A 24,788-nucleotide genomic window follows, 5' to 3' on the forward strand; every position below is an offset into this window, starting at 1 on the left:
AAAAACAGGGTTATCGTTATGTTATAGAGACTGAGACTGGGGGAAGAGATATGCGAATTGCAATAAGCGGAGGCGGCACAGGGGGACACATCTATCCAGCACTTGCCTTTATCAAAGAGGTGCAGCGCCGCCATCCTGATGTAGAATTTCTATATATCGGAACAGAAAACGGATTAGAGAAAAAAATTGTAGAACGGGAAAATATACCGTTTCGTTCCATTGAAATTACAGGTTTTAAAAGAAAGCTTTCATTTGAAAACGTCAAAACGGTCATGCGTTTTCTAAAAGGCGTTAAAAAAAGCAAATCGTATTTAGCGGAATTTAAGCCGGATGCCGTGATTGGAACGGGCGGTTATGTGTGCGGGCCGGTTGTATACGCGGCTGCAAAAATGGGGATTCCGACTATCGTTCATGAACAAAACAGCCTGCCGGGCATCACCAATAAGTTTCTTTCAAAATATGTTGATAAAGTAGCAATATGTTTTGAGGAGGCAAAATCACATTTTCCAAGTGAGAAAGTTGTATTTACGGGAAACCCGAGAGCCTCTGAGGTCGTCTCAATAAAGACGGGCCGCTCGATGGCAGAATTCGGGCTCTCTGAAGAGAAAAAAACCGTATTAATCTTCGGCGGAAGCAGAGGCGCCGCTCCAATTAACCGTGCGGTCATTGATATGCAGGAAGCGCTGAAATCAAGAGCGTATCAAGTACTGTATATTACGGGCGAGGTTCACTATGAGAAAGTAATGACTGAGCTGAAAAACAAGGGTGCAGCTGACAATATGGTCACAAAACCGTTTCTTCATCAGATGCCAGAGTATTTAAAGGCGATTGATGTGATTGTAGCAAGAGCGGGTGCGACGACCATTGCGGAAATTACGGCACTCGGAATTCCAAGTGTCCTGATTCCAAGTCCTTACGTAACGGCGAATCACCAGGAGGTCAATGCGAGATCTCTCGGTCAGCATGATGCGGCGATTGTTTTGAAAGAAACAGAACTCAGCGGGGAAAAGCTGATTAAAGCGCTTGACCGGATTGTGCTCGATGAACAAACATTAAAGGGTATGAGCGAACGGACAAAGTCACTAGGTGTTCCTGATGCGGCTGCCCGTTTATACAGCGTACTCGAAGATTTGAAAAAATAATAGAAAAGCAAATGGAATGCGGAGGTTTACGATGGAGAAAGTGATACAAGAATTAAAAGAACGCGAAGTCGGCAAGGTGCTTGCAAATGAACCGCTCGCAAATCATACAACAATGAAAATCGGCGGTCCTGCGGATGTATTGGTCATTCCAAGCAGTGTAGATGCAGTCAAGGACATCATGGATGTTGTTAAAAAATATGAAGTAAAGTGGACAGTCATTGGCCGCGGATCAAACCTTCTTGTATTAGATGAAGGGATCAGAGGTGTGGTGATCAAGCTGGGCGCGGGTCTTGACCACCTGGAGCTTGACGGGGAACAAGTCACTGTCGGTGGCGGTTATTCAGTTGTGCGTCTTGCTACATCGATGAGCAAAAAAGGCTTGTCGGGATTAGAATTTGCTGCCGGAATTCCGGGATCCGTCGGAGGGGCTGTCTATATGAATGCAGGCGCTCACGGGTCTGATATGAGTAAGATCCTTGTCAAAGCGCATATTTTATTTGAAGACGGCACAATCGAGTGGCTGACAAATGAGGAGATGGAATTCACCTACAGAACGTCCGTATTGCAAAAGAAACGCCCTGGTGTTTGTCTTGAAGCCGTTCTCCAGCTTGAACAGAAGGATAAAGAATCAATCGTTCAGCAAATGCAAAGCAATAAAGACTACAGAAAGAATACTCAGCCGTATTCAAGCCCTTGTGCAGGAAGTATATTCAGAAACCCGCTTCCGAACCATGCCGGCAATCTAGTGGAAAAAGCGGGCTTAAAAGGATATCAAATCGGCGGTGCAAAGATATCGGAGATGCACGGAAACTTCATCGTCAATGCGGGCGGAGCATCCGCAAAAGATGTGCTTGATCTCATTGATCATGTGAAAAAGACAATCCGTGAAAAATACGAGATTGATATGCACACAGAGGTTGAAATCATCGGTGAAAATCGCTGATTCAAGTTCTGAACTGAAGCTGTTCATATGATATACTGTAAGCAAACGACAAACGGCATCATAGTATGCCGTTTGTTTTGGAATAGGCAGACTTTTAAGGCTGTTTCAGTTGAATGAGGTGAACAGGCAATGAATCCGGGTCATGACCGAGAAAAAATCGTAAATATTGAAGAGCGGATCCCTAAAATTAAAGAGCAGAGAAAACAGAAGGCAAACCGCAGGCTTATTTCATTTATTATGCTCTTTTTTATGATGGTGCTGATCATCGTGTATTTGCAGACACCGATTAGTAAAATTTCATCAATCTCTGTTACCGGTAATGAGAATGTTTCCAAAAAGGAGATAATTGATCTTTCCGATATCAAAAGCGGAGATACTGAATTTTGGAGTCTGGATAAGAAAAAAACAGCAAAAAAGATTCAGGAAAATAAATTAGTGAAAAAAGCAGAAATCAGCAAATCCCTTCCTAATAAAATTAACATTGCGATCGAAGAATATAAAGCGATTGCCTATTTAGAAAAAGACAATGTGTATTACGAAATCCTTGAAAACGGTTCAGTTTTGCCAAACGAAGTAACGCCGGATGATGCGGGACCCATTTTGGTGAATTGGACAGACGCTAAAAAACGTGTTCAAATGGCCAAGCAGCTCGATGCTTTGTCAAATTCTTTAAAACAGTCGATTTCAGAAGTGTATTATACTCCTGTCAAAATGGATCAAAACCGTATTAAATTATATATGAACGACGGGTATGTCGTTACTGCTTCCATCAAAACCTTTGCAGACCGAATGAAAACGTATCCTTCTATTATCTCACAGCTCAACGGCAGTAAAAAAGGGATTATTCATTTAGAAGTTGCTACCTATTTTGAAGAGTTTGGAAAAAGCGATTCGTCTGCCAAAAAGGAAGATGAAAATTGAGGGGCAAATCAGCCGTCCTTCTTTCTTTGATTATGCTAATCGCAGGTTTTTTAATTTCTTTTTCCTTTCAGACGACAAGAGAAAACCACAAAAGCATGACAGAGACGGAAGATTGGAAAAAAGAATATGCCCTGCGGGATGAACTGCTGAAGCAAGAGAAAGAAAACAAGGACCTTGAAAAAGAACTGTATCAAAAGCAGAACAAAGTCCGTCAGACTGAAAATAAGCTGAAAAACGAAAAAACAGAATACTATAACGTTCTGGAAGATGTAGAAAAGTACAGAATGTATATTGGGGAAGTCGGTGTACAAGGAGAGGGCGTTCAAGTGACTTTGGAAGATGCTTCTTACATACCGGAAGGAGAGAACGTGAATAGCTACATCGTTCACGAAAGCCATCTCTTTCAAGTCATAAATGAACTGTATATATCTGGTGCGGCAGCCGTCTCCATCAACGGCCAGCGGCTGACCCATAATTCCTACGTCAAGTGCAACGGGCCGGTCGTAACGGTTGACGGGGTGCAGCATCCCGCCCCATTTGTCGTTTCTGCCATTGGAGATCCCGATGTTCTGCTTCCTTCGTTAAATATAGCAGGAGGCCTGATCGATCAGCTTTCTATGGATCATATTTCTGTTACCGCAGAAAAAAAGAAAAATGTACAAATGGAGCCCATTCTGAAAACGAAGGAATGACTGGAAAAGCGGGTGAAGTGATTGAAAATAAAGCGTTCCTTCATTAGCATCAGCGTGCTTATGGTCATATTCGGCCTTATGATATCTGTTCAATTTAATTCTTTAAAGCATCCCCAAGTCCGAGATACAAGAGATATGTGGGATATTAGAGAAGAGCTTACATCAGAGCAGAAGAAGCAGGAAGAGCTGCTGGCTGAAATTAATAAGTATGATAAATTGCTGAATACCTATACGCAAAACAAAGAATTGACAAAAGAAACAGCGCTCAATAATACATTACAAACCTTAAAAAAAACAGCCGGCATGACCGATATTACAGGTAGCGGAATTGTCATCACCCTTTCTCCGCTTTTTTCTGAAAGCGTAACTGGAGAGGCGATCAAAAATCCACCGCCGGATTTACTAAAGAAGCTGATTAATGAACTCAACTCTTATGGTGCTGAGCATATCTCAATAAATGAGCGAAGAGTTGTGAATTCTTCAGTGATACGGGACATAAACGGCACAACAAAAATAGACGGATACAGCCTAGATGATTATCCTTTAACAGTAAAAGTGCTTGCTGAAGATCCGGACAAGCTGTACAGCAGGGTAAAGGGGTCCGATCTAGAGGATATCTTTGCTTCTGAAAATGTAGCGTTAAAAGCAGGTAAATCTGACAGCAGCCTCACATTAAAAGCTTATGACAGAGCAGTGGACGTACAACAGCTAAAACCGCTTAAAGACTAAAAGGGAGGAGAATTGTCATGTGGCTGCCCGTGCTTGGACTCGTGCTCGGAATAACGATCGGACTGATGACAAACTTAACAATACCGAGTGAATACTCAAATTATTTATCACTTGCTGTGCTTGCTGCACTTGATACTCTAATCGGCGGAATCAGGGCGCATTTACAAGGTACATATGATGAAATGGTATTTGTTTCCGGTTTCTTTTTTAATATTATATTGGCAATAAGTTTAGCTTTTCTGGGAGTTCATCTTGGTGTAGACTTGTATTTAGCAGGTATATTCGCATTTGGAGTCAGATTATTTCAGAATATAGCCGTTATAAGAAGAAATCTACTAACAAAGTGGACTCTTTCTAAAAAAAATAAAAAAAATGTGATATAAAAGAGGATATACATAGGATATAACGAATATTTTCAATAAACATAAAATGTGAAAAGCACATAAGAATATTCCGTTGTTATTTTTTGTTACACACTTGTAAAGCCACATTCATTGTATTGTTGTTCCGCAAATAATAGAATAGAAATGATCGAAATGTGAGGAGGTGCCATAGAATGAACAACAATGAACTTTACGTCAGTCTTGACATCGGTACGTCCAATACAAAAGTGATCGTCGGAGAAATGACAGATGATTCCCTTAATATTATCGGTGTGGGAAATGTACCGTCTGAAGGGTTGAAAAAAGGCTCAATCGTTGATATAGATGAGACCGTTCATTCTATAAGAAAAGCGTTTGACCAAGCTGAAAGAATGGTAGGTTTTCCGCTTAGAAAAGCTATTGTCGGCGTTAATGGAAATTATATCAATATTCAAGATACAAACGGTGTTGTAGCAGTTTCTAGTGAAAATAAAGAAATTCAAGTAGAAGATGTCCGCCGCGTCATGGAAGCGGCCCAGGTTGTTTCAATACCGCATGAACAGCTGATAGTCGACGTCATTCCTAAACAATTTATCGTTGATGGAAGAGATGAAATTACCGACCCGAAAAAAATGCTTGGTGTGCGTTTAGAAGTAGAGGGCACACTGATCACCGGTTCAAAAACAATATTACATAACTTGCTTCGCTGCGTTGAAAGAGCCGGTGTTGAAATAACTGATATTTGTCTACAGCCGCTGGCAGCCGGTTCTGCTGCTTTGTCAAAGGATGAGAAAAATCTCGGTGTGGCTCTCATTGATATAGGCGGAGGGTCAACCACCATTGCCGTATTCCAGAACGGGCACCTGACTTCTACCCGTGTCATTCCTCTCGGAGGCGAAAATATCACCAAAGATATCTCCATCGGATTGAGAACGTCCACAGAAGAAGCGGAACGTGTGAAAAAACAATTTGGACATGCCTACTATAACGAGGCTTCAGAAGATGAAGTATTTGAGGTAACCGTTATAGGCACCAATCAAAAACAAACATTTACACAGCAGGAAGCAGCGAATATCATTGAAGCAAGAGTCGAAGAAATCCTTGAGATTGCTTCAGAAGAACTTCGCAATATGGGAATTAGCGATCTGCCGGGAGGCTTCGTGCTGACAGGGGGACAAGCAGCGATGCCTGGTGTCATGTCACTGGCGCAGGATGTGCTGCAAAACAATGTCAGAGTGGCGAGCCCGAATTATATCGGTGTAAGAGATCCTCAGTATATGACGGGAGTTGGCATGATTCAATTCGCCTGCCGGAATGCTAGAATTCAAGGCAGAAAAATTGGCTTCAAGATGCCTGAAGAAGCGATACAGGAAATTGCAGTCTCATCAGCAGAGGAAGAAGAGCATCATCACCAAAATGAGATGCAGCAACGGCCAAAAGGAAAACAAAAAACACAAGCCGAACATAACAAACAGAGCAAAATGAAAAAACTATTAAGCATGTTTTGGGAATAGATAGATAGTCATTCGGCAGATTAGGAGGATTTAGCATGTTGGAGTTCGAAACAAACATAGACGGCTTAGCATCAATTAAAGTAATCGGAGTAGGAGGCGGCGGTAACAACGCGGTCAACCGAATGATTGAGAATGAAGTGCAAGGAGTAGAGTACATCGCGGTAAATACGGACGCTCAAGCTCTTAACCTGTCAAAAGCGGAAGTGAAAATGCAAATCGGCGCAAAGCTGACTAGAGGATTGGGAGCAGGTGCGAATCCGGAAGTCGGAAAAAAAGCCGCAGAGGAAAGCAAGGAGCAGATTGAAGAAGCGCTAAAAGGCGCTGACATGGTATTCGTAACAGCTGGTATGGGAGGCGGAACAGGAACAGGTGCCGCACCGGTTATTGCGCAAATCGCAAAAGATTTAGGAGCATTAACAGTCGGAGTCGTTACAAGACCGTTTACGTTCGAAGGCCGTAAGAGACAGCTGCAGGCGGCGGGCGGAATTTCTGCAATGAAAGAAGCGGTGGACACACTGATTGTGATTCCGAACGACCGTATTTTGGAAATTGTTGATAAAAACACGCCGATGCTTGAAGCATTCCGTGAAGCTGATAACGTACTCCGTCAAGGGGTTCAAGGTATTTCTGACCTGATCGCTACTCCTGGTCTCATTAACTTAGACTTTGCTGATGTGAAAACGATCATGTCAAACAAAGGATCTGCTTTGATGGGTATTGGTATTGCGACTGGAGAAAACCGTGCTGCAGAAGCTGCGAAAAAAGCCATTTCCAGTCCGCTTCTTGAAGCAGCAATTGACGGTGCGCAAGGCGTCTTAATGAACATTACTGGCGGAACAAATCTGAGCCTATATGAAGTTCAGGAAGCAGCAGATATTGTCGCTTCTGCATCTGACCAGGATGTAAACATGATTTTCGGTTCTGTTATTAACGAAAATCTTAAAGACGAGATTGTGGTTACTGTGATTGCCACTGGTTTTATCGAACAGGAGAAAGATGTTACGAAACCCCAGCGTCCATCATTAAACCAGAATATCAAATCACATAATCAGAGTGTTCCAAAACGTGAGCCGAAACGAGAGGAACCGCAGCATCAAAACACAGTCAGCCGCCAAACCTCACAGCCGGCTGACGATACGCTTGATATCCCGACATTTTTAAGAAACCGCAATAAACGCGGCTAATTGAAAGGACAAAATCGTTTTCGATTTTGTCCTTTTTTTATTTTTCCCTCAATCATTTCCATCCATCTATCATGCCTTTTGAACTATGTCTTCCTACACAGATCAACAAATCAACCTATTATACCTACCGATATTTCATGACCATCTAATCATTTTCATTTATATGGAAAAGAAATGACAGGAAACGACAATATCTGTAATTGAGATTGTCTACAGTTAACATACAGCGAAGTTTTGACAAACAAATTGAACTTTAAAGGAGGGACGACATTTTTTTACAAAGTGGTTTAAAAAGGGGGATAAAAAATGAGGAAAAAGACGAAAAACAGACTGATCAGTTCTGTTTTGAGTACAGTTGTCGTCAGTTCACTGCTGTTTCCGGGTGCAGCCGTGGCAAGCAGCAAAGGAGCCGCTTCTTCTGTAAAACAGGAGCTTCAATCTTCAGAGACGATTCAAAATAAGATATCCAGCTCATTAAAGAAAAGCTTTAAAAAAGAAGAAAAAACTACCTTTCTGATCAAATTTAAAGATCAAGCTGACACTCAAAAAGCGGCAAAATCAGCTGTCAAAAGAGCGAAATCTAAAAAGCTGACCGCTGCTAAAACGGAATATCAAAAGCGTTCCGCCGTTGTGTCTTCGTTAAAAGTGACAGCTGATGAAGCTCAGAAGGACGTCTTGAAATATTTAAACAGCCAGAAAAATAAAGGGAATGCCGATGATATTCATTCCTATTATGTGGTAAATGGAATTGCAGTACATGCTTCAAAAGAGGTCATGGAGAAAGTGGCCCAGTTTCCTGAAGTAGAAAAGGTGCTTCCAAATGAAAAACGGCAGCTTTTTAAGTCATCCGCCTCCCCATTCAATATGAAAAAAGCGCAAAAAGCGATAAAAGCGACTGACGGCGTAGAATGGAATATAAACCAAATAGATGCACCGAAGGCTTGGGAGCTTGGATATGACGGAACGGGTACGGTTGTCGCCTCAATTGATACAGGGGTTGAATGGGAACACCCTGCATTAAAAGAAAAATATCGCGGGTTTAATCCGGAAAGCCCGAATGAGCCTGATAATAACATGAACTGGTTTGATGCTGTAGCGGGCGAGTCAAGTCCTTATGATGATCTTGCTCATGGCACTCACGTAACAGGTACAATGGTTGGTTCTGAGCCTGATGGCACGAATCAAATTGGTGTCGCACCTGGCGCAAAATGGATTGCCGTTAAGGCGTTTTCAGAAGATGGCGGGACAGACGCTGACATTTTGGAGGCCGGTGAATGGATTTTAGCTCCAAAGGACGCAGAGGGGAACCCTCACCCGGAAATGGCTCCGGATGTCGTCAATAATTCTTGGGGCGGGGGCTCCGGCCTTGATGAATGGTACAGGGATATGGTCAATGCCTGGCGGGCGGCCGACATTTTCCCGGAATTCTCTGCGGGAAATGCTGATCTCTTTAACCCGGGAGGACCTGGTTCTATCGCTAATCCTGCCAATTATCCGGAAGCATTTGCGACCGGAGCGACTGATATTAACAAAAAGCTTGGCGATTTTTCACTCCAGGGACCGTCGCCATACGATGAAACAAAGCCGGAAATTTCTGCTCCAGGCGTAAACATCCGGTCTTCAGTTCCTGGCCAGACATATGAAGACGGATGGGATGGCACTTCGATGGCAGGACCGCATGTTTCTGCTGTTGCCGCGTTGTTGAAGCAGGCAGACGCCTCACTTTCTGTCGATGAGATGGAGGATATATTGACAAGCACGGCTGAGCCATTAACGGACTCTACATTCCCTGACTCTCCGAATAACGGATACGGTCATGGTTTGGTTAATGCTTTTGACGCTGTATCAGCCGTTACAGACGGTTTAGGAAAAGCAGAAGGGCAAGTTTCTGTCGATGGGGAAGATGAGGAGATGCCTGTCTATCAGCATGAGAAAGTAAATGAAGCTTATGAAGGTGCCAGCCTTCCGCTTACCTTGACAGCTGAAGACAATGTGAGTGTGACTTCCGTTAAATTGGCCTATAAGCTGGATCAAGGCGAATGGAACGAGGTCAATGCGAAACGAATCAGCGGAGATCATTTGAAGGGGACGTATCAGGCGGAAATCCCAAGTATAAAGGGGACCGCATTAAGCTATAAGTGGATCATTCAGGATTTTGGCGGCCATGTTGTTGAGTCTGACATATATGATGTAACCGTAAAACCTAGCATCACTACTGGATACAAGCAGGATTTTGAAACAGAACCAGGCGGCTGGCTTATGAGCGGAACAAACAATAACTGGGAGTGGGGAGTTCCGGAATCAGGACCTGATGCAGCTGCATCAGGAGAAAAAGTATATGGGACAAACCTGACTGGAAATTATGCCAATGGAGCGAATATGAATCTCACTATGCCTCCAATTGATGTGCCGGATTCAGGGAACCTGTTTCTTCAATTCAAGAGCTGGCACAACCTGGAAAGTGATTTTGATTACGGCTACGTTTTTGTTTTACCGGAAGGCGAAACGAATTGGGAGCAGGCTGGGGTCTATAATGGAAAGACTTCAAACTGGATCAACGAAGAAATTAATTTATCCGCATACAAAGGCCAAAACATTCGAGTGATGTTCAACCTTCAGTCTGATGAAAGCATTGCGAAAGAGGGCTGGTACATTGATGATGTTCAGCTTTCAAACAAATCTGCCGGAAAAACAGCTAAAAAGAATAAGCTGGGCGTACAAAAAACGGCAGAAAAGCAAAAGAAAAAAGCGGTTAATCCAAAAAAGGCTAAGCCTTCAACACATACAGCTATCAAAACAGAACATAGCGCTGATATACAGCCGCAAGCATTGCCGCTAAGAGCACAGGTCAGTGTGATTGAAACAGGAAAATCAACCTATTCAGATCAATCAACCGGACAGTACAAGCTGACGCATAAAGCAGGAGACTATACGCTTATGGCAGAAGCTTACGGCTATCAATCGAAAACGCAAAAAGTGTCTTTGCAGGCAGATCAGACAACCCAAGCTAATTTTACGTTAGAAGAACTAAAAAAAGGTACATTAAAAGGCACTGTCATCAATAAAACAACAGGAAAGCCTGTAAAAGGGGCTTCCGTCTATGTTATTGAGGATGCCGCGGTTGAACCGGCAACTACAAACGACAAAGGAGAATATACACTTGAGGCCTATGAGGGCTCTTACACCATTAAAGTAGCTGCGCCGGGCTATTACAGCAATGAATTTTCCGTTGAATTAAAAGGTGATATCACAAAAGAAACTGTGCTAAAGCCTTTCGTCGGTTATCCAGGCGAGATCGGATACGATGACGGAACAGCGGAGAATGCAAATTCCTATTTTGCGGCCGGAAACGGATGGGCGGTTAAAATGTCACTGGCTGACGGCAAGGAAAAAGGCATGCTGACAGGAGGGCTATTCAGATTCTGGGATACGGAGTTCCCTGATCCTGGCGGCACAGAGTTTAAGGTCGAGGTTTACGATGCGACAGGGAAAGATGGAGCACCCGGCAAAAAAATTGCGGGACCATATCAAGCTGAAGCTCTTCGTAATGGCGAATGGACGAAAGTAGATCTCAGCTCGAAGGGGATTATGGTCGGTAAAGACTTTTATCTTGTCTATATCCAGTCAAAACCTGATCCATATTCACCAGGCTTGGCAATGGATGAAACCGGGCAGTACTCAGACCGCAACTGGCAGTATGTTGACGGAACATGGCAAAAAGGGGATAAAGAAGACGGCAACTATATGATTCGTGCATTAGTCGATTATGAAGCTGCCGTACCTGACATTACTTCTCCTGCAGACCAATCATACACCAATAAGGAGAGCGTCACTGTAAAAGGAAAGGCATCTCCCGGGACGACTATAACCCTTTATAATGGTGATCAAGAAGCAGGAGAAACGAAAACTGCCTCAGATGGCACGTTCGAGGCAGGGGTTTCACTCAGCAAAGGGGAAAACAAGCTGACAGCGGCTGCATCAACAGACTCCGGAACGACAGATGCTTCAAGTCCTGTTACGGTCACACTTGATCAAGACAAGCCTGAACTGACGCTCGACAATCCAAAGGATGGCGAGAAAATCAATAAAGAAGCGCTGACTGTTAAAGGCACTGTTTCAGATGACAACTTGAAAGAAGTAAAGGTTAATGGCAAAAAAGCAACAGTCACAGACGGTTCCTACTCCGCCCGTATCCTATTGGAAAACGGAAGCAACGAAGTAAAGGTGACAGCCTCTGACTTAGCAGGCAACAAGACGACGAAAAAAGCTGTCGTCGATGTGAATTTTGACAAGCCAATTATTAACGGACTAATTCCTGGTGAGGACAAAATCTTAAAAGCCGGTGAATCGGTCAAAATCGCTTTTTCAAGCACGAAAGGGGCAGATGCAACGTTTGTCATTCGTCTTCCGCTCACGAATGCAAGAGCGAATGTACAAAACGCTACCGAGCTGCCGTTAAGGGAAATATCTCCGGGACGATATGAAGGCTATTGGACAGCAACATCTTCTATTAAAGCAAATGGAGCGAAAGTAGAGGTTATCGTTCGAGACAATTACGGCAATGAAACTAGAAAAACAGCGAATGGAAAACTATATATCAATACTGAAAAGTAAGTGTAAAAAAGCTGCCGCCCTTGGCAGCTTTTTTTCTATATACTCGCATTCATTCCCTCGACAAATTAAGCAGTTATCCCTGAAAAATTGTATGGGCCTCTCAACATTAATTGACAGACTTTCCCACAGAGCTTGCTTTATACTTATGAAACAAGAAGGGGAACAGCGTGATGCAAGAAAGAAAGGGGTCAGGTGTGAAAATCTATTTAGATGTCATTTGGCTGTTAAACTTTTGTTTTGACGCACTGTTGCTTTTACTGACGGCATTTATTTTAAAACGCCATGTGAAAAAAAGAAGATTGATAGGCGGCGCGTTTATCGGTTCAAGTATTGTCCTTTTGATGTTTACTCCTTTCTCGCCGATCGTTGAGAACCCGGCCGGAAAGCTCGCTTTTTCGGTTGTCATTGTACTCGTAACATTCGGTTTTAAGAGGTTTCGTTATTTCTTTCAAAATTTGTTTTCCTTTTATTTTGCTACTTTTCTAATGGGAGGAGGAATAATCGGAGCACACTCATTGCTGCAGTCAAACTCTATTGTCAGTAACGGTGTCATGATCACCAATCAAACCGGATTTGGGGACCCGATCAGCTGGATGTTTATCGTGGCTGGCTTTCCCGCGTTATGGTTTTTTTCCAAGAGAAGAATCGAAGATATTGAAACAAAAAACATTCAATATGAGGAACGAGTCAGGGTACAGGCGGACCTGGGCGGCCAAACACTGCACGCAAGAGGCCTGGTGGATTCAGGCAACCAGCTGTACGACCCGCTCACAAAAACGCCGGTCATGATAATTCACATTGATAAGCTTGAACCGATTTTCGGAGAGGCTGATACGATGATTATTCGAAATGCAGACCCGATGGAAGCGATTGAACAGCTTGATGATTCGTTTCGTTTTTTAGATAAAATGAGGCTGATCCCATACCGGGGAGTAGGCCAGCAGCATCAATTCTTATTATGTATCAAACCGGATCATGTAACGATTATGACAAAAGATGAAATGATTTCCGCGGATAAATGCTTAATTGGCATCAGTACGTCAAAGCTGTCGGCAGATGGAGATTTTGACGCGATTATTCATCCGAAAATGCTGTCAGGAAAAGCCATTAAACACGTGTCCTAATGTTCGCAAATGTCCGTTATTTATCATACTCATAAGACGTGACATTTAGAAGGGAGAGGAAGATGAAAAAACTTAAATTGCGGTTGACGCACCTCTGGTATAAGCTGCTGATGAAACTGGGCTTGAAAAGCGATGAAGTGTATTACATAGGCGGAAGTGAAGCTTTGCCGCCGCCATTATCAAAAGACGAGGAGCAGGTTCTGTTAATGAAGCTCCCAAGCGGTGACCAGGCGGCCCGCGCTATTTTGATCGAACGCAACCTGCGGCTGGTCGTCTATATCGCCCGGAAATTTGAAAACACGGGAATTAATATTGAAGATTTAATCAGCATCGGCACCATTGGATTAATCAAGGCTGTGAATACCTTCAATCCGGAAAAGAAAATCAAGCTGGCTACATATGCCTCTCGCTGTATCGAGAATGAAATCCTGATGTATTTAAGGAGAAACAACAAAATCCGTTCAGAAGTATCTTTCGATGAACCGCTTAATATTGATTGGGACGGCAATGAGCTTCTGCTTTCTGATGTGCTGGGCACGGATGATGATATCATCACAAAGGACATTGAAGCAAACGTGGATAAAAAGCTTCTAAAAAAAGCGCTTGAACAGTTAAATGAGAGGGAGAAACAAATCATGGAACTTCGTTTCGGGCTTGTCGGCGAAGAGGAAAAAACCCAAAAGGATGTTGCGGATATGATGGGGATTTCTCAATCCTATATTTCCCGTCTGGAAAAACGAATCATTAAAAGATTGCGAAAAGAATTCAACAAAATGGTGTAAAAAATTTTTGCGGGTTAATCCCTTGATTCTACAAGGATTTCCCAATTATGACTATTTTTCGGTCTGAGTACAGTGCATATTTTTCCCACCCGAGGAGATACTTAACGTTGTACAGCAGCTCCTGTAGGGAGGGAAAAAAGTGTCGAGAAATAAAGTCGAAATCTGCGGGGTGGATACGTCCAAATTACCCGTACTCAAGAATGAAGAGATGAGAAAGCTGTTTAGGCAATTGCAGGACGAAGGTGATGATTCAGCCAGAGAAAAGCTTGTAAACGGGAACTTGCGTCTTGTCTTAAGTGTCATTCAAAGATTTAATAACAGAGGGGAGTATGTTGATGACTTATTTCAAGTCGGCTGCATCGGACTAATGAAATCCATTGATAATTTTGATCTAAGCCACAATGTTAAGTTTTCAACATACGCTGTACCTATGATTATCGGAGAGATCCGCAGGTATTTGCGCGATAATAACCCGATACGTGTCTCGAGATCACTCAGGGATATCGCATATAAGGCACTCCAGGTAAGAGAACGGTTAATCAGTGAGACAAGCAAGGAGCCGACGGCAGAGGATATCGCCAAAGTTCTTGAAGTACCGCACGAAGAAATCGTGTTTGCACTCGACGCCATTCAAGATCCGGTATCTCTTTTTGAACCGATCTACAATGACGGCGGAGATCCGATTTATGTCATGGATCAAATCAGTGATGAACGCAACAAAGATACACAATGGATTGAAGAGCTGGCTTTGAAAGAGGGCATGAGAAGGCTGAACGAGAGGGAAAAAATGATTTTAAGAAAACGGTTCTTCCAAGGAAAAACGCAAATGGAAGTAGCCGAAGAAATCGGGATTTCCCAGGCACAGGTGTCCAGACTGGAAAAGGCAGCAATCAAACAAATGAATAAGAATATTCATCAATAGCATGGACGCGGAAAGCCTTTAAAACAGAAATTGTTTTAAAGGCTTTTCTATTTAGAAGCGGGCGGTTTACGTTTTCGAAAAAGTAAGGTATCCTAGTCCGTACACAGTTTTGTGAAAATTAAAACAATTATTCGGTTTGGAAAGAGGAGGACCACAATGATTTTGCAGCTTGACAATGTCTCACTAAAACGGAATGGAAAATGGATACTAAAGGATATTCATTGGAAAGTAGAAGAAAAGGAGAACTGGGTGCTTTACGGATTAAATGGAGCAGGGAAGACTGCGCTGTTAAATATGCTATGCTCTTACTATTTTCCGACAACAGGCGAGATGCAGGTGCTTGGTCATGTATTCGGAAAAACGGAGCTGGGAGATAAACTCAGACGAAAAATCGGCCTTGTCTCAGCGGGTCTTCAGCAAAAATTGTATCCGGCAGATTCAGCTTTTGAAATTGCTCTGAGCGGGGCATATGCTTCGATTGGCTTGTATGAAACTCCAAGTGCGGATATCAGAGAAAAAGCGATTGCCCTGCTCGAGGACTTAGGAGCCATCGATTATGCTGACCGCCGCTATGAAACTCTTTCTCAAGGAGAGAAACAAAGAGCTTTAATCGCAAGAGCGTTAATGGCTGATCCGGAGCTGCTTATACTGGATGAACCAGTTACAGGACTTGATTTTATTGCCCGGGAAAAACTGTTAGATACGATTACGCATATTGCAAGCAGGGAAAATGCGCCGTCTATTCTTTATGTTACGCATCATGCGGAAGAAATTTTGCCGATTTTTGATAAAGCCCTCTTGTTAAAAAAGGGAGAAGTCTTTAGATCAGGACAAATGAAAGACATGCTGACAGACGAATTACTTTCTTCTTTTTTTGATACGCCGATCCGTGTATTATGGAATCAGGATCGTCCGTTTTTAACAAGAGCTGAGACGGTAACAAATGCATAACGACATACGATTCATCCTAGGGGTGCTTTAGAAGCTGAGAGAGACGCTTGTCTCAACCCTTATTGACCTGATCTGGATCATACCAGCGGAGGGAAGCGGTGAAAAAAGCGGAGAATGCAGCAGCTTGCACTCTGCTTTCTTTATTAAGCCGTTTCATGAATATGAAACGGCTTTTTTCTATTAAAAATAGGAGCGGATAACATGATTGATCAAGTAGAATCTTTACTAAAAAAAGCGGAAGAACAAAAGGACGAGCTCATTGGGCTTGCGAAAACGCTGATTTCTTTTAAAACACCGGCGCCGCCTGCGAGAAATACAGACAGCATCCAAACATGGATTGCGCAGTTTTTGCGTGAACGGGGATTTTCCATCGACAAATGGGACGTTTATCCTGGAGATCCCAATGTTGTGGGTGTTTTAAAGGGAACAAATTCAGCAGCCTATCAAAGTTTAATCATCAATGGGCATGTCGATGTGGCAGAGGTAAGAGAGGACGAGGAATGGGTGCATGACCCGTTTTGTCCTATTGAGAAAAACGGTTTCTTAATCGGCCGGGGCGCCTCAGATATGAAAGGCGGAATGGCCTGTGTGCTTTTTGCTGTAAAGCTGATTCGTGAAGCAGGCATTGAGCTCTCGGGCGATTTGATTCTGCAATCGGTCATCGGGGAGGAGGTCGGAGAGGCCGGTACGCTTGAATGCTGCAAAAAGGGCTATCACGCAGACTTTGCAGTTGTGGCGGATACGAGCGATATGCATATTCAAGGTCAAGGCGGAGTGATTACAGGCTGGATCGAAATCAAAAGCAGTCAAACGTTTCACGATGGAACAAGACGGAATATGATCCACGCTGGCGGAGGAACATTCGGGGCGAGCGCGATCGAAAAAATGGCAAAAATCATTTCTGGACTCGGTGAGCTTGAGCGCCATTGGGCCATTATGAAACGTTATCCCGGCTTTGCACCCGGTACAAACACAATTAATCCCGCTGTTATAGAAGGAGGCAGACATGCGGCCTTTATAGCGGATGAGTGCCGGCTGTGGATCACAGTCCATTTTTACCCGAATGAAACGCATGAACAAGTGGCAGCGGAAATAGAAGATTACATCAACCGGCTGAGTGACAGTGATATTTGGCTGAGGGAAAACCGTCCTGTCTTTAAATGGGGAGGCTCTTCAATGATTGAGGATAGAGGAGAAATTTTTCCGGCCTTGGAAGTTGATCCGGCTCATCCTGGCGTTTTAGCCCTTACAGCGTCACACGAGGAAATCAAACGGGAACGCCCGGTCGTTGACGTCTCTCAGACCGTAACCGATGGCGGATGGCTTTATAATGCCGGTATCCCAAGCGTGATCTACGGACCTGGCAATTTATATAATGCTCATTCCGTTAATGAGGAGGTATCGATTGAGCAGCTCGTAGATTATACGAAAATCATGCTCACATTCATCCTTAGATGGTGCAGCCGTAAAAAAGAACAATGATCATGAAAATTTCTCCTTGCTGACAAGGTTCAGCCCGCCCGTTCATATACTAGAAAAAAGGACCGAAAAAGGACGTGATGGGAATGATCAGCATTTCAGAATTTCAGGTGAAAGATGTCGTCAATGTTTCTAACGGAAAAAAATTGGGGAGCATCGGCGATATTGATATCAATGTCACTACAGGAAAAATTCAGGCGATTATTCTAGGGGGAAATGGAAAAGTTCTCGGTTTTTTTGGAAAGGAAGAGGAAATGGTCATTCCTTGGCGAAATATAGTTAAAATCGGTGAAGATGTCATTTTAGTCCGATTAAGTGAATCCCATGCTTAGCTTTTTTGCCGCTGATTGTCAAATGCCGGAAGTCTGAACTCTTCCGGCACATTTCATTTATGAAATATGCAAATCGGCGCTAAACGAATGCAGAAAGATGTGGTAAAATAAGTGGGAAATTACGCCTTATAAATGTTTGTCGAAAGGTTGGATCATCATGAATACATATCACCCATTCAGTCTCACCACCCCCTCGACACTCATGATACAAGACTGGAAACAAACGAATCAAAATCATGCAGAAATCATTGCCGGATTTACTACGAAAAACGGCGGTGTCAGTCAAAAACCTTTTGAGTCGTTAAATACAGGATTGCACGTTCATGACAAAGATGCAGATGTGGTTAAAAATCGTGAATATATAGCCGATATGTTTAATATTGATTTGCAGTCTTGGGTATTTGCTGACCAGACACACGACAATCGCGTCCAAAAAGTGACGCAGAGGGACAGGGGCAAAGGCGCCCGTGAGTATCAATCAGCTTTTAAAGCAACAGACGGGCTCTATACAAATGATAAAAATGTATTCCTGGCATTATGCTTTGCTGATTGTGTGCCTCTTTTCTTTTTCGATCCGGTGAAATCGCTTGTCGGGGTCGCTCATGCCGGATGGAAAGGCACGGTCAAACAGATTGGCAGAGAAATGGTGAAACAATGGACCGAACAGGAGGGCTCGAAGCTTTCTGATATATACGCTGTTGTCGGACCGTCTATCTGCGGTGCGTGCTATACCGTGGATGATCGTGTGATGAATGCTGTCCGCGCATTGCCGTTTTCAGCAGAGCGTGCCGTAAATCAGACGGGGCAGGGGCAGTATCAGCTTGATCTGAAAGAGCTGAATCGACTCATACTGATCGACAGCGGTTTGGCAAATGAGCAGATTTCTGTCAGCGGTTTATGTACGGAAAGTGAGCCGTCACTTTTCTTTTCCCACCGGCGCGATCAGGGGAATACAGGACGGATGATGTCCTTTATCGGAATGAAGGAGGCATAAAAGATCTTGCGTGTTGTTGATCATTTACGACATATAAACGAACGAATAAACGAAGCATGTAACAGATCGGGCCGCAGCTCCGATGAAGTTACGGTTATTGCAGTCACAAAATATGTCTCGCCAGAAAGAGCACAGGAGGCGGTCGATGCGGGCATCACGTGCCTCGGAGAAAACCGGGACGCCGAGCTGCTTCGCAAACAGGAAATCATAAAAGGAAATGTGGAATGGCATTTTATCGGCAGCCTTCAATCAAGAAAAGTAAAAGCTGTCGTCAATTCTGTTTCCTATATTCACTCTCTGGACCGGCTTTCATTAGCGAAAGAAATTGAAAAACGGGCTGAAGGTGCTGTCCAATGCTTTGTGCAGGTCAATACCTCGCTTGAGCCCTCTAAACACGGCATGAAAAAAGAAGAAGTGATACCCTTCATACAGGAGCTTTCCGGCTTTGAACACATCGTTGTGGCCGGACTGATGACTATGGCTCCTCTGACTGATGACCAAGATCAGATCAGAAGCTGTTTCCGAGCGCTGAGAGAACTTCGTGATCAGGTTCAAGAGCTGAAACAGCCGAACGCTCCATGTACAGAACTGTCGATGGGCATGTCAAATGATTTTGAAATCGCGATTGAAGAAGGGGCTACTTATATTAGAATCGGCTCATCGTTAGTCGGAAATGAAACAGGGGGTGTACAGCAATGAGTATGAAAAATAAACTGAAAAACTTTTTCTCGATGGATGAAGAAGAATACGAATACGAATATATTGAAACTGAGCGGGATTCTCATGAGGAACAGGAACAAAAAGAAAAACCTGCTTATAATGCCGGTAAACCAGCAGCCAAACAGAACGTGGTAAGCTTGCAAAGTGTTCAGAAATCCTCTAAAGTGGTGTTGAGTGAGCCGCGCGTTTATGCGGAGGCGCAGGAAATAGCCGACCATCTGAAGAACAGGCGGGCAGTTGTCGTCAATCTTCAGCGGATACAGCATGACCAGGCGAAACGGATTGTTGACTTCTTAAGCGGAACCGTTTACGCCATTGGCGGCGATATCCAAAGAATTGGTTCAGATATTTTCCTATGCACGCCTGATAACGTAGATGTATCAGGCACAATTTCTGAGCTCATATCTGAAGACGATCAGAGGTGGTAAAGCGAGATGATCCTTTATCAAGTTTTTTCGGTTTTAAGCTTATTAATTACAATATACTCATTTGCCCTGATCATATATATTTTTATGTCATGGGTGCCGAGTACGAGGGAAACAGGAGTCGGACGTTTTTTAGCTTCGATCTGTGAACCATATCTCGAGCCATTCAGAAAAATTATCCCCCCAATTGCAATGCTGGATATTTCACCAATCGTAGCCATTCTCGTGCTGCGGTTTGCGACAACCGGCTTGTGGGGGCTTTATCGCATGATTGCCTTTTAAGGTGACAGTTTGATAGGGGCTTGGCTGCTGCCAAGCCTCTTTACATAGAAGGGAAAGACGATGAGCGATATTTATCAGCACTTCAGAAAAGACGAGCGTGCCTTTATCGATCAGGCGCTCGAATGGAAAAGAATTGTCCAGGAGCAGTACCGGATGAAGCTGACCGACTTTTTAGATCCCCGGGAACAGGTCATTCTCGCTGCTGTCACGGGACAGGCAGATGTAGGACTGGCTTTTTTCGGCGGCTATGGCAGAGCGGAGCGAAAACGGGCTATTTTATATCCTGAGTATATCACGCCGGAAGAATCAGATTTTGAGCTTCAGGCGTTTGACGTCCGCTATGCTGAAAAATTTGTGACGGTCGATCACCGGTCTCTTCTTGGTTCATTAATGGGAATCGGCCTGAAGCGGCAAAAGTTTGGAGATTTAGTGTTTTCAGAGACGGCAGTGCAAATCATTGTCTCAGCTGAAACAGCCGATTTTGTTGCAGCTCAGCTTACCCAAGCCGGAAAAGCCGCGGTCAAGCTTGAGAAAATTGACTTGTCAGACCTTAAAATTCCCGCATTAGATGTCGAAATAAGAGATGACACCGTTTCTTCTTTAAGGCTTGACGCAGTCTGCGCCTCTATGAGCAGGCAATCACGCCAGAAATCACAAACGCTGGTGAAAAACGGTCTTGTAAAAGTGAACTGGAAGGTTGTTGAAGATCCTTCTTACCAGGTTGCTGAAGGGGACATGCTCTCTATCAGGGGCTTTGGCCGCTGCAGTCTGACAAAAATCGAAGGGAAAACCAAAAAAGACAAGTGGAGAGTCACGTTTGAACGACAAAAATAGTCGGTTTTTCAGTTTTTTTCTCCATCTGTGTGGAATTTGCTTTATAATGTGAACTAGATAACCGTACTGAAATGTAAAAAATGGAGGTGGCATCATGCCATTAACGCCGAATGATATTCACAATAAGACGTTTACAAAAAGTTTTCGCGGATATGATGAAGATGAGGTAAATGAATTTCTGAGCCAAGTCAGAAAAGATTACGAAATTGTTCTCCGTAAAAAAACAGAGCTTGAAGCGAAAGTGAATGAGCTAGATGAAAGAATCGGGCACTTTGCCAACATTGAAGAAACGCTGAATAAATCGATTCTGGTTGCCCAAGAAGCAGCTGAGGACGTAAAGCGCAATTCTCAAAAGGAAGCAAAGCTGATTGTTCGGGAAGCGGAGAAAAACGCTGACCGCATCATCAATGAGTCTTTATCGAAATCAAGAAAAATCGCAATGGAAATTGAAGAACTGAAAAAACAGTCTAAAGTGTTCAGAACACGTTTCCAAATGCTGATCGAAGCGCAGCTTGATCTTCTAAAAAATGATGATTGGGATCATCTGCTCGAATATGAAGTCGACGCTGTGTTTGAGGAAAAGGAATAAATTCTCTGATTACCTTGACATTTTCTTAGCTTGTCGAATATAATACGTTCATAAATTCAGATGAAAAGACGGTTGAAAGGGACAGTCATGTTTCCATCATGCCTTTATAGCGACCCGGAGATGGTGAAAGTCCGGGATGGCCGGAATCATGTAGATCAGCCCTTAAGTTTCCTTTCTGAACTCACAGTAGGTTAGGACGTTCATCACGTTACGATGCTCGAGAGGAAAAAGCGTAAGCCTGGCTTTTTCTAAAAGGGTGGTACCGCGAGATAAGCTTTCTCGTCCCTTATGGGATGAGAGGGCTTTTTTTATTTTCTGAAAAAATTGGTGGAGGAATGAAAATGGATTACAAAGACACGCTCTTAATGCCGAAAACAGATTTTCCGATGCGAGGCAATTTGCCAAACCGTGAGCCTGACATGCAAAAGAAATGGGAGGAGCAGGATATCTACAGTCTAGTACAGGAACGGACGAAGGACCGCCCGAAATTTGTTTTACATGACGGACCTCCGTACGCAAACGGCGATATCCACATGGGCCACGCGCTTAACAAAATTTTAAAGGACTTCATCGTCCGCTACAAATCAATGAGCGGGTACAACGCACCATATGTACCGGGCTGGGATACACATGGATTGCCGATTGAAACAGCTCTTACAAAAAACAAAAAAGTGAACCGCAAAGAAATGTCAGTAGCTGAATTCCGCAAGCTATGCGAAGAATATGCATGGAAGCAAATTGAGGGTCAGCGTGAGCAGTTCAAGCGTCTCGGAGTCCGCGGTGACTGGGAAAATCCATATGTGACACTGAAACCGGAATATGAAGCACAGCAAATCCGCGTTTTCGGTGAGATGGCAAAACGAGGCTACATTTATAAAGGCCTTAAACCGGTTAACTGGTCACCTTCAAGTGAGTCAGCTTTAGCTGAAGCGGAAATCGAATATCAAGACAAACGCTCAGCATCTATTTACGTTGCTTTTGGCGTGAAAGACGGAAAAGGAGTGCTTGAAAACGGTGAGCGCATCATCATTTGGACAACAACGCCTTGGACGATCCCTGCAAACCTCGGCATTTCGGTGCATCCTGATCTAGAATACAGCGTAATTGCAGTCGGTGATGATCGCTTTGTTGTAGCAAGTGCACTGGTTGAAGCTGTAGCTTCTGCATGCGGCTTTGAGCAGTATGAAGTGACAAGAACGATCAAAGGGAAAGATCTCGAAAATATTATCGCTGAACATCCGCTCTACGGCAGAGATTCACTCGTTATGCTTGGCGATCACGTGACAACTGACGCCGGAACAGGCTGTGTTCATACAGCACCGGGACATGGGGAAGATGACTTTATCATCGGCCAAAAATACGGCTTAGACGTACTTTGTCCGGTTGATGAAAAAGGTGTGATGACAAGCGAAGCTCCTGGCTTTGAAGGTATGTTCTATGATGATGCAAACAAAGCGATCACTCAGCAGCTCGAAGAAAAGGGCGCGCTCGTAAAGCTTGAATTCATTACACACTCCTATCCGCACGACTGGAGAACAAAGAAACCAACCATTTTCAGAGCAACTGCGCAATGGTTTGCGTCTATTAAAGATTTCAGATCAGACCTGCTGGATGCCATTAAAGAAACTAAATGGGTTCCTGAATGGGGCGAGCAGCGCTTGCACAATATGGTGCGCGACCGCGGCGACTGGTGTATTTCCAGACAGCGTGCATGGGGTGTGCCGATTCCGGTATTTTATGCTGAAAACGGTGAGCCAATCATCACAGATGAAACGATTGAGCACGTTTCAGAATTGTTTAGAAAACATGGCTCTAACATTTGGTTTGAAAAAGAAGCGAAGGATCTTCTTCCGGAAGGCTTTACGCATCCTGGTAGCCCGAACGGCACATTTACAAAAGAACAGGACATCATGGATGTTTGGTTTGATTCTGGTTCTTCCCACCAAGCGGTGCTTGAAGAGCGCGAGGATCTCGTTCGGCCGGCTGATTTATACCTTGAAGGCTCTGACCAATACCGGGGCTGGTTTAACTCATCTCTATCAACAGCAGTAGCCGTAACAGGAAAAGCGCCATATAAAGGTGTGCTCAGCCATGGATTTGCACTAGATGGAGAAGGACGCAAAATGAGTAAATCCATCGGTAACGTTGTGGTTCCAGCAAAAGTTATGAAACAGCTTGGCGCCGACATTTTGAGATTATGGGTGTCTTCTGTTGACTACCAGGCGGATGTTCGCGTGTCTGATGCGATTCTGAAGCAGGTTGCTGAAGTATACCGTAAAATCCGCAACACGTTCCGTTTCCTTCACGGCAACCTATTCGATTTTGATCCAAAAACAAATGCGGTGGCTGTGGAAGATCTTCGTGAAGTCGATCAGTATATGCTGATTAAGCTAAACAAACTGATTGATAAAGTGAAAAAAGCGTATGACGAGTACGAATTTGCGGTTGTGTATCACAGCATCCACAATTTCTGTACAATTGAATTAAGCTCATTCTATCTGGATTTCGCTAAGGATATTGTATACATTGAGCATGCGGATCATCCGGATAGACGCAGCATGCAGACTGTATTCTATGAAACGCTGCTGGCATTAGTGAAGCTTACAGCACCGATTCTGCCTCATACTGCTGACGAATTGTGGTCTCACTTAACATTTGTTGACGAGCAAAGCGTTCAGCTGACAGATATGCCGGAAACGATTGAGGTTCCAAACAGCGAAGCCACAGAAGATAAGTTTGACCGTTTTATGTCTCTTCGTGATGATGTGCTAAAAGCGTTAGAAACAGCGCGAAATGAAAAAATCATCGGTAAATCATTGGAAGCAAGCCTGAAGTTGTATCCGAATAAAGAGAACAAAGAGCTATTAGCTTCTATTAAAGAAAATCTTTCTCAGCTGTTTATTGTTTCTGAATTAACCATCAGTGAAGAAAATGAAGCGCCAAACGATGCGCAAAGCTTTGAGACAGGGAAAATCGCTGTCGAGAAAGCTGAAGGCGAAATGTGTGAGAGATCCCGTGTGATTTCTAAAGATGTAGGTGCAAACCCGAAATATCCTACACTGTCACTGCGCAACGCTGAAATTGTTGAAAAGTATTATCAGAATTAATGAAAGAGCCCGGCGCACAGGGACTGACCCCATAAGATGAGACAAATAAAAAACACCTTCAAGTTTGAAAACGGATAGTTGTTATCCGAAATAAGACTTGGAGGTGTTTTTTGTATGGGAACAAGAGTGAGTTATCCGATTGAAGT

General features: G+C 43.6%; 22 protein-coding genes, 1 riboswitch and 1 other annotated feature. All 22 genes read left to right on the forward strand.

Going from position 1 to position 24,788, the window contains the following annotated elements:
• The first annotated feature begins 50 nt into the window (after positions 1-50).
• The 22 genes from murG (at position 51) to ileS (ending at position 24,642) form a co-directional block, all read left to right on the forward strand.
• Entirely contained in the window at positions 51-1,142 is a 1,092-nt protein-coding gene (murG, locus tag LJF29_RS09505) for an undecaprenyldiphospho-muramoylpentapeptide beta-N-acetylglucosaminyltransferase (RefSeq protein WP_229148152.1), read from the forward strand.
• A gap of 31 nt (positions 1,143-1,173) precedes the next feature.
• Positions 1,174-2,085: a UDP-N-acetylmuramate dehydrogenase gene (murB, locus tag LJF29_RS09510; protein ID WP_168747742.1), complete on the forward strand. Its 912-nt coding sequence runs from the start codon at positions 1,174-1,176 to the stop codon at positions 2,083-2,085.
• A gap of 129 nt (positions 2,086-2,214) precedes the next feature.
• A complete protein-coding gene (locus LJF29_RS09515) occupies positions 2,215-3,006 on the forward strand; it encodes a cell division protein FtsQ/DivIB (RefSeq protein ID WP_168747744.1) in 792 nt (263 codons plus the stop codon).
• On the forward strand, positions 3,003-3,698 hold the full coding sequence (locus tag LJF29_RS09520) for a DUF881 domain-containing protein (protein ID WP_229148153.1): 696 nt from the start codon (positions 3,003-3,005) through the stop codon (positions 3,696-3,698). The genes LJF29_RS09515 and LJF29_RS09520 overlap by 4 nt, the downstream gene beginning before the upstream one ends.
• A 21-nt stretch (positions 3,699-3,719) precedes the next feature.
• On the forward strand, positions 3,720-4,427 hold the full coding sequence (locus tag LJF29_RS09525) for a DUF881 domain-containing protein (protein WP_010334163.1): 708 nt from the start codon (positions 3,720-3,722) through the stop codon (positions 4,425-4,427).
• Positions 4,428-4,444: 17 nt separating this feature from the next.
• Positions 4,445-4,810 (forward strand): small basic family protein, encoded by a 366-nt coding sequence (locus LJF29_RS09530; RefSeq protein ID WP_010334164.1) that lies wholly within the window; start codon positions 4,445-4,447, stop codon positions 4,808-4,810.
• 173 nt (positions 4,811-4,983) lie between these two features.
• Positions 4,984-6,303 carry a cell division protein FtsA gene (ftsA, locus tag LJF29_RS09535; protein WP_010334165.1) on the forward strand — a complete coding sequence of 440 codons (1,320 nt, stop codon included), beginning with the start codon at positions 4,984-4,986 and terminating at the stop codon, positions 6,301-6,303.
• A gap of 35 nt (positions 6,304-6,338) precedes the next feature.
• The gene (gene ftsZ / locus LJF29_RS09540; RefSeq protein ID WP_010334166.1) at positions 6,339-7,487 is read left to right on the forward strand and encodes a cell division protein FtsZ; all 1,149 of its coding nucleotides are present in this window, start codon (positions 6,339-6,341) and stop codon (positions 7,485-7,487) included.
• A 306-nt stretch (positions 7,488-7,793) separates the two neighbouring features.
• Positions 7,794-12,101 carry a S8 family peptidase gene (locus tag LJF29_RS09545; protein WP_229148154.1) on the forward strand — a complete coding sequence of 1,436 codons (4,308 nt, stop codon included), beginning with the start codon at positions 7,794-7,796 and terminating at the stop codon, positions 12,099-12,101.
• A 194-nt stretch (positions 12,102-12,295) separates the two neighbouring features.
• Positions 12,296-13,225 (forward strand): sigma-E processing peptidase SpoIIGA, encoded by a 930-nt coding sequence (gene spoIIGA / locus LJF29_RS09550; protein ID WP_168749424.1) that lies wholly within the window; start codon positions 12,296-12,298, stop codon positions 13,223-13,225.
• A 62-nt stretch (positions 13,226-13,287) separates the two neighbouring features.
• Positions 13,288-14,007 carry an RNA polymerase sporulation sigma factor SigE gene (gene sigE, locus LJF29_RS09555; RefSeq protein ID WP_024121327.1) on the forward strand — a complete coding sequence of 240 codons (720 nt, stop codon included), beginning with the start codon at positions 13,288-13,290 and terminating at the stop codon, positions 14,005-14,007.
• A 139-nt stretch (positions 14,008-14,146) separates the two neighbouring features.
• Positions 14,147-14,929, forward strand: coding sequence for an RNA polymerase sporulation sigma factor SigG (gene sigG, locus LJF29_RS09560; protein WP_010334169.1), 783 nt, complete (start codon positions 14,147-14,149; stop codon positions 14,927-14,929).
• 156 nt (positions 14,930-15,085) lie between these two features.
• Positions 15,086-15,880 (forward strand): ABC transporter ATP-binding protein, encoded by a 795-nt coding sequence (locus LJF29_RS09565; RefSeq protein ID WP_229148155.1) that lies wholly within the window; start codon positions 15,086-15,088, stop codon positions 15,878-15,880.
• An 8-nt stretch (positions 15,881-15,888) separates the two neighbouring features.
• Positions 15,889-15,991, forward strand: a riboswitch (TPP riboswitch).
• A gap of 90 nt (positions 15,992-16,081) precedes the next feature.
• Positions 16,082-17,362 (forward strand): acetylornithine deacetylase, encoded by a 1,281-nt coding sequence (locus tag LJF29_RS09570; protein WP_229148156.1) that lies wholly within the window; start codon positions 16,082-16,084, stop codon positions 17,360-17,362.
• Between the two features lie 83 nt (positions 17,363-17,445).
• A complete protein-coding gene (locus tag LJF29_RS09575) occupies positions 17,446-17,691 on the forward strand; it encodes a YlmC/YmxH family sporulation protein (RefSeq protein ID WP_010334173.1) in 246 nt (81 codons plus the stop codon).
• A 157-nt stretch (positions 17,692-17,848) separates the two neighbouring features.
• Entirely contained in the window at positions 17,849-18,685 is an 837-nt protein-coding gene (pgeF, locus tag LJF29_RS09580) for a peptidoglycan editing factor PgeF (RefSeq protein ID WP_229148157.1), read from the forward strand.
• Positions 18,686-18,691: 6 nt separating this feature from the next.
• Entirely contained in the window at positions 18,692-19,384 is a 693-nt protein-coding gene (locus LJF29_RS09585; protein ID WP_229148158.1) for a YggS family pyridoxal phosphate-dependent enzyme, read from the forward strand.
• Positions 19,381-19,833 (forward strand): cell division protein SepF, encoded by a 453-nt coding sequence (gene sepF / locus LJF29_RS09590; protein ID WP_024121333.1) that lies wholly within the window; start codon positions 19,381-19,383, stop codon positions 19,831-19,833. Before LJF29_RS09585 ends, sepF begins: the two co-directional genes overlap by 4 nt.
• A 6-nt stretch (positions 19,834-19,839) precedes the next feature.
• A complete protein-coding gene (locus LJF29_RS09595) occupies positions 19,840-20,112 on the forward strand; it encodes a YggT family protein (RefSeq protein WP_010334177.1) in 273 nt (90 codons plus the stop codon).
• A gap of 60 nt (positions 20,113-20,172) precedes the next feature.
• Positions 20,173-20,946 (forward strand): RNA-binding protein, encoded by a 774-nt coding sequence (locus tag LJF29_RS09600; protein WP_229148159.1) that lies wholly within the window; start codon positions 20,173-20,175, stop codon positions 20,944-20,946.
• Between the two features lie 94 nt (positions 20,947-21,040).
• Positions 21,041-21,535: a septum site-determining protein DivIVA gene (gene divIVA / locus LJF29_RS09605; RefSeq protein WP_010334179.1), complete on the forward strand. Its 495-nt coding sequence runs from the start codon at positions 21,041-21,043 to the stop codon at positions 21,533-21,535.
• A 62-nt stretch (positions 21,536-21,597) separates the two neighbouring features.
• Positions 21,598-21,825 (forward strand) — a binding site (T-box leader).
• Between the two features lie 51 nt (positions 21,826-21,876).
• Positions 21,877-24,642, forward strand: coding sequence for an isoleucine--tRNA ligase (gene ileS / locus LJF29_RS09610; RefSeq protein ID WP_229148163.1), 2,766 nt, complete (start codon positions 21,877-21,879; stop codon positions 24,640-24,642).
• The last annotated feature ends 146 nt before the right edge of the window (positions 24,643-24,788 follow it).

This window comes from Bacillus sp. LBG-1-113, from assembly GCF_020708615.1.
In the GTDB taxonomy this organism is placed as follows: Bacteria; Bacillota; Bacilli; order Bacillales; family Bacillaceae; genus Bacillus; species Bacillus mojavensis.

What these genes read in the sequence shown, in the direction of transcription:
- sigE (WP_024121327.1), top strand. Translation starts at nt 13,288, where the DNA reads ATGAAAAAACTTAAATTGCGGTTGACGCACCTCTGGTATAAGCTGCTG.
- LJF29_RS09575 (WP_010334173.1), top strand. Translation starts at nt 17,446, where the DNA reads ATGATCAGCATTTCAGAATTTCAGGTGAAAGATGTCGTCAATGTTTCT.
- LJF29_RS09515 (WP_168747744.1), top strand. Translation starts at nt 2,215, where the DNA reads ATGAATCCGGGTCATGACCGAGAAAAAATCGTAAATATTGAAGAGCGG.
- ftsZ (WP_010334166.1), top strand. Translation starts at nt 6,339, where the DNA reads ATGTTGGAGTTCGAAACAAACATAGACGGCTTAGCATCAATTAAAGTA.
- LJF29_RS09595 (WP_010334177.1), top strand. Translation starts at nt 19,840, where the DNA reads ATGATCCTTTATCAAGTTTTTTCGGTTTTAAGCTTATTAATTACAATA.
- LJF29_RS09565 (WP_229148155.1), top strand. Translation starts at nt 15,086, where the DNA reads ATGATTTTGCAGCTTGACAATGTCTCACTAAAACGGAATGGAAAATGG.
- ftsA (WP_010334165.1), top strand. Translation starts at nt 4,984, where the DNA reads ATGAACAACAATGAACTTTACGTCAGTCTTGACATCGGTACGTCCAAT.
- LJF29_RS09530 (WP_010334164.1), top strand. Translation starts at nt 4,445, where the DNA reads ATGTGGCTGCCCGTGCTTGGACTCGTGCTCGGAATAACGATCGGACTG.
- LJF29_RS09545 (WP_229148154.1), top strand. Translation starts at nt 7,794, where the DNA reads ATGAGGAAAAAGACGAAAAACAGACTGATCAGTTCTGTTTTGAGTACA.
- murG (WP_229148152.1), top strand. Translation starts at nt 51, where the DNA reads ATGCGAATTGCAATAAGCGGAGGCGGCACAGGGGGACACATCTATCCA.
- pgeF (WP_229148157.1), top strand. Translation starts at nt 17,849, where the DNA reads ATGAATACATATCACCCATTCAGTCTCACCACCCCCTCGACACTCATG.
- murB (WP_168747742.1), top strand. Translation starts at nt 1,174, where the DNA reads ATGGAGAAAGTGATACAAGAATTAAAAGAACGCGAAGTCGGCAAGGTG.
- divIVA (WP_010334179.1), top strand. Translation starts at nt 21,041, where the DNA reads ATGCCATTAACGCCGAATGATATTCACAATAAGACGTTTACAAAAAGT.
- ileS (WP_229148163.1), top strand. Translation starts at nt 21,877, where the DNA reads ATGGATTACAAAGACACGCTCTTAATGCCGAAAACAGATTTTCCGATG.
- LJF29_RS09570 (WP_229148156.1), top strand. Translation starts at nt 16,082, where the DNA reads ATGATTGATCAAGTAGAATCTTTACTAAAAAAAGCGGAAGAACAAAAG.
- LJF29_RS09600 (WP_229148159.1), top strand. Translation starts at nt 20,173, where the DNA reads ATGAGCGATATTTATCAGCACTTCAGAAAAGACGAGCGTGCCTTTATC.
- sepF (WP_024121333.1), top strand. Translation starts at nt 19,381, where the DNA reads ATGAGTATGAAAAATAAACTGAAAAACTTTTTCTCGATGGATGAAGAA.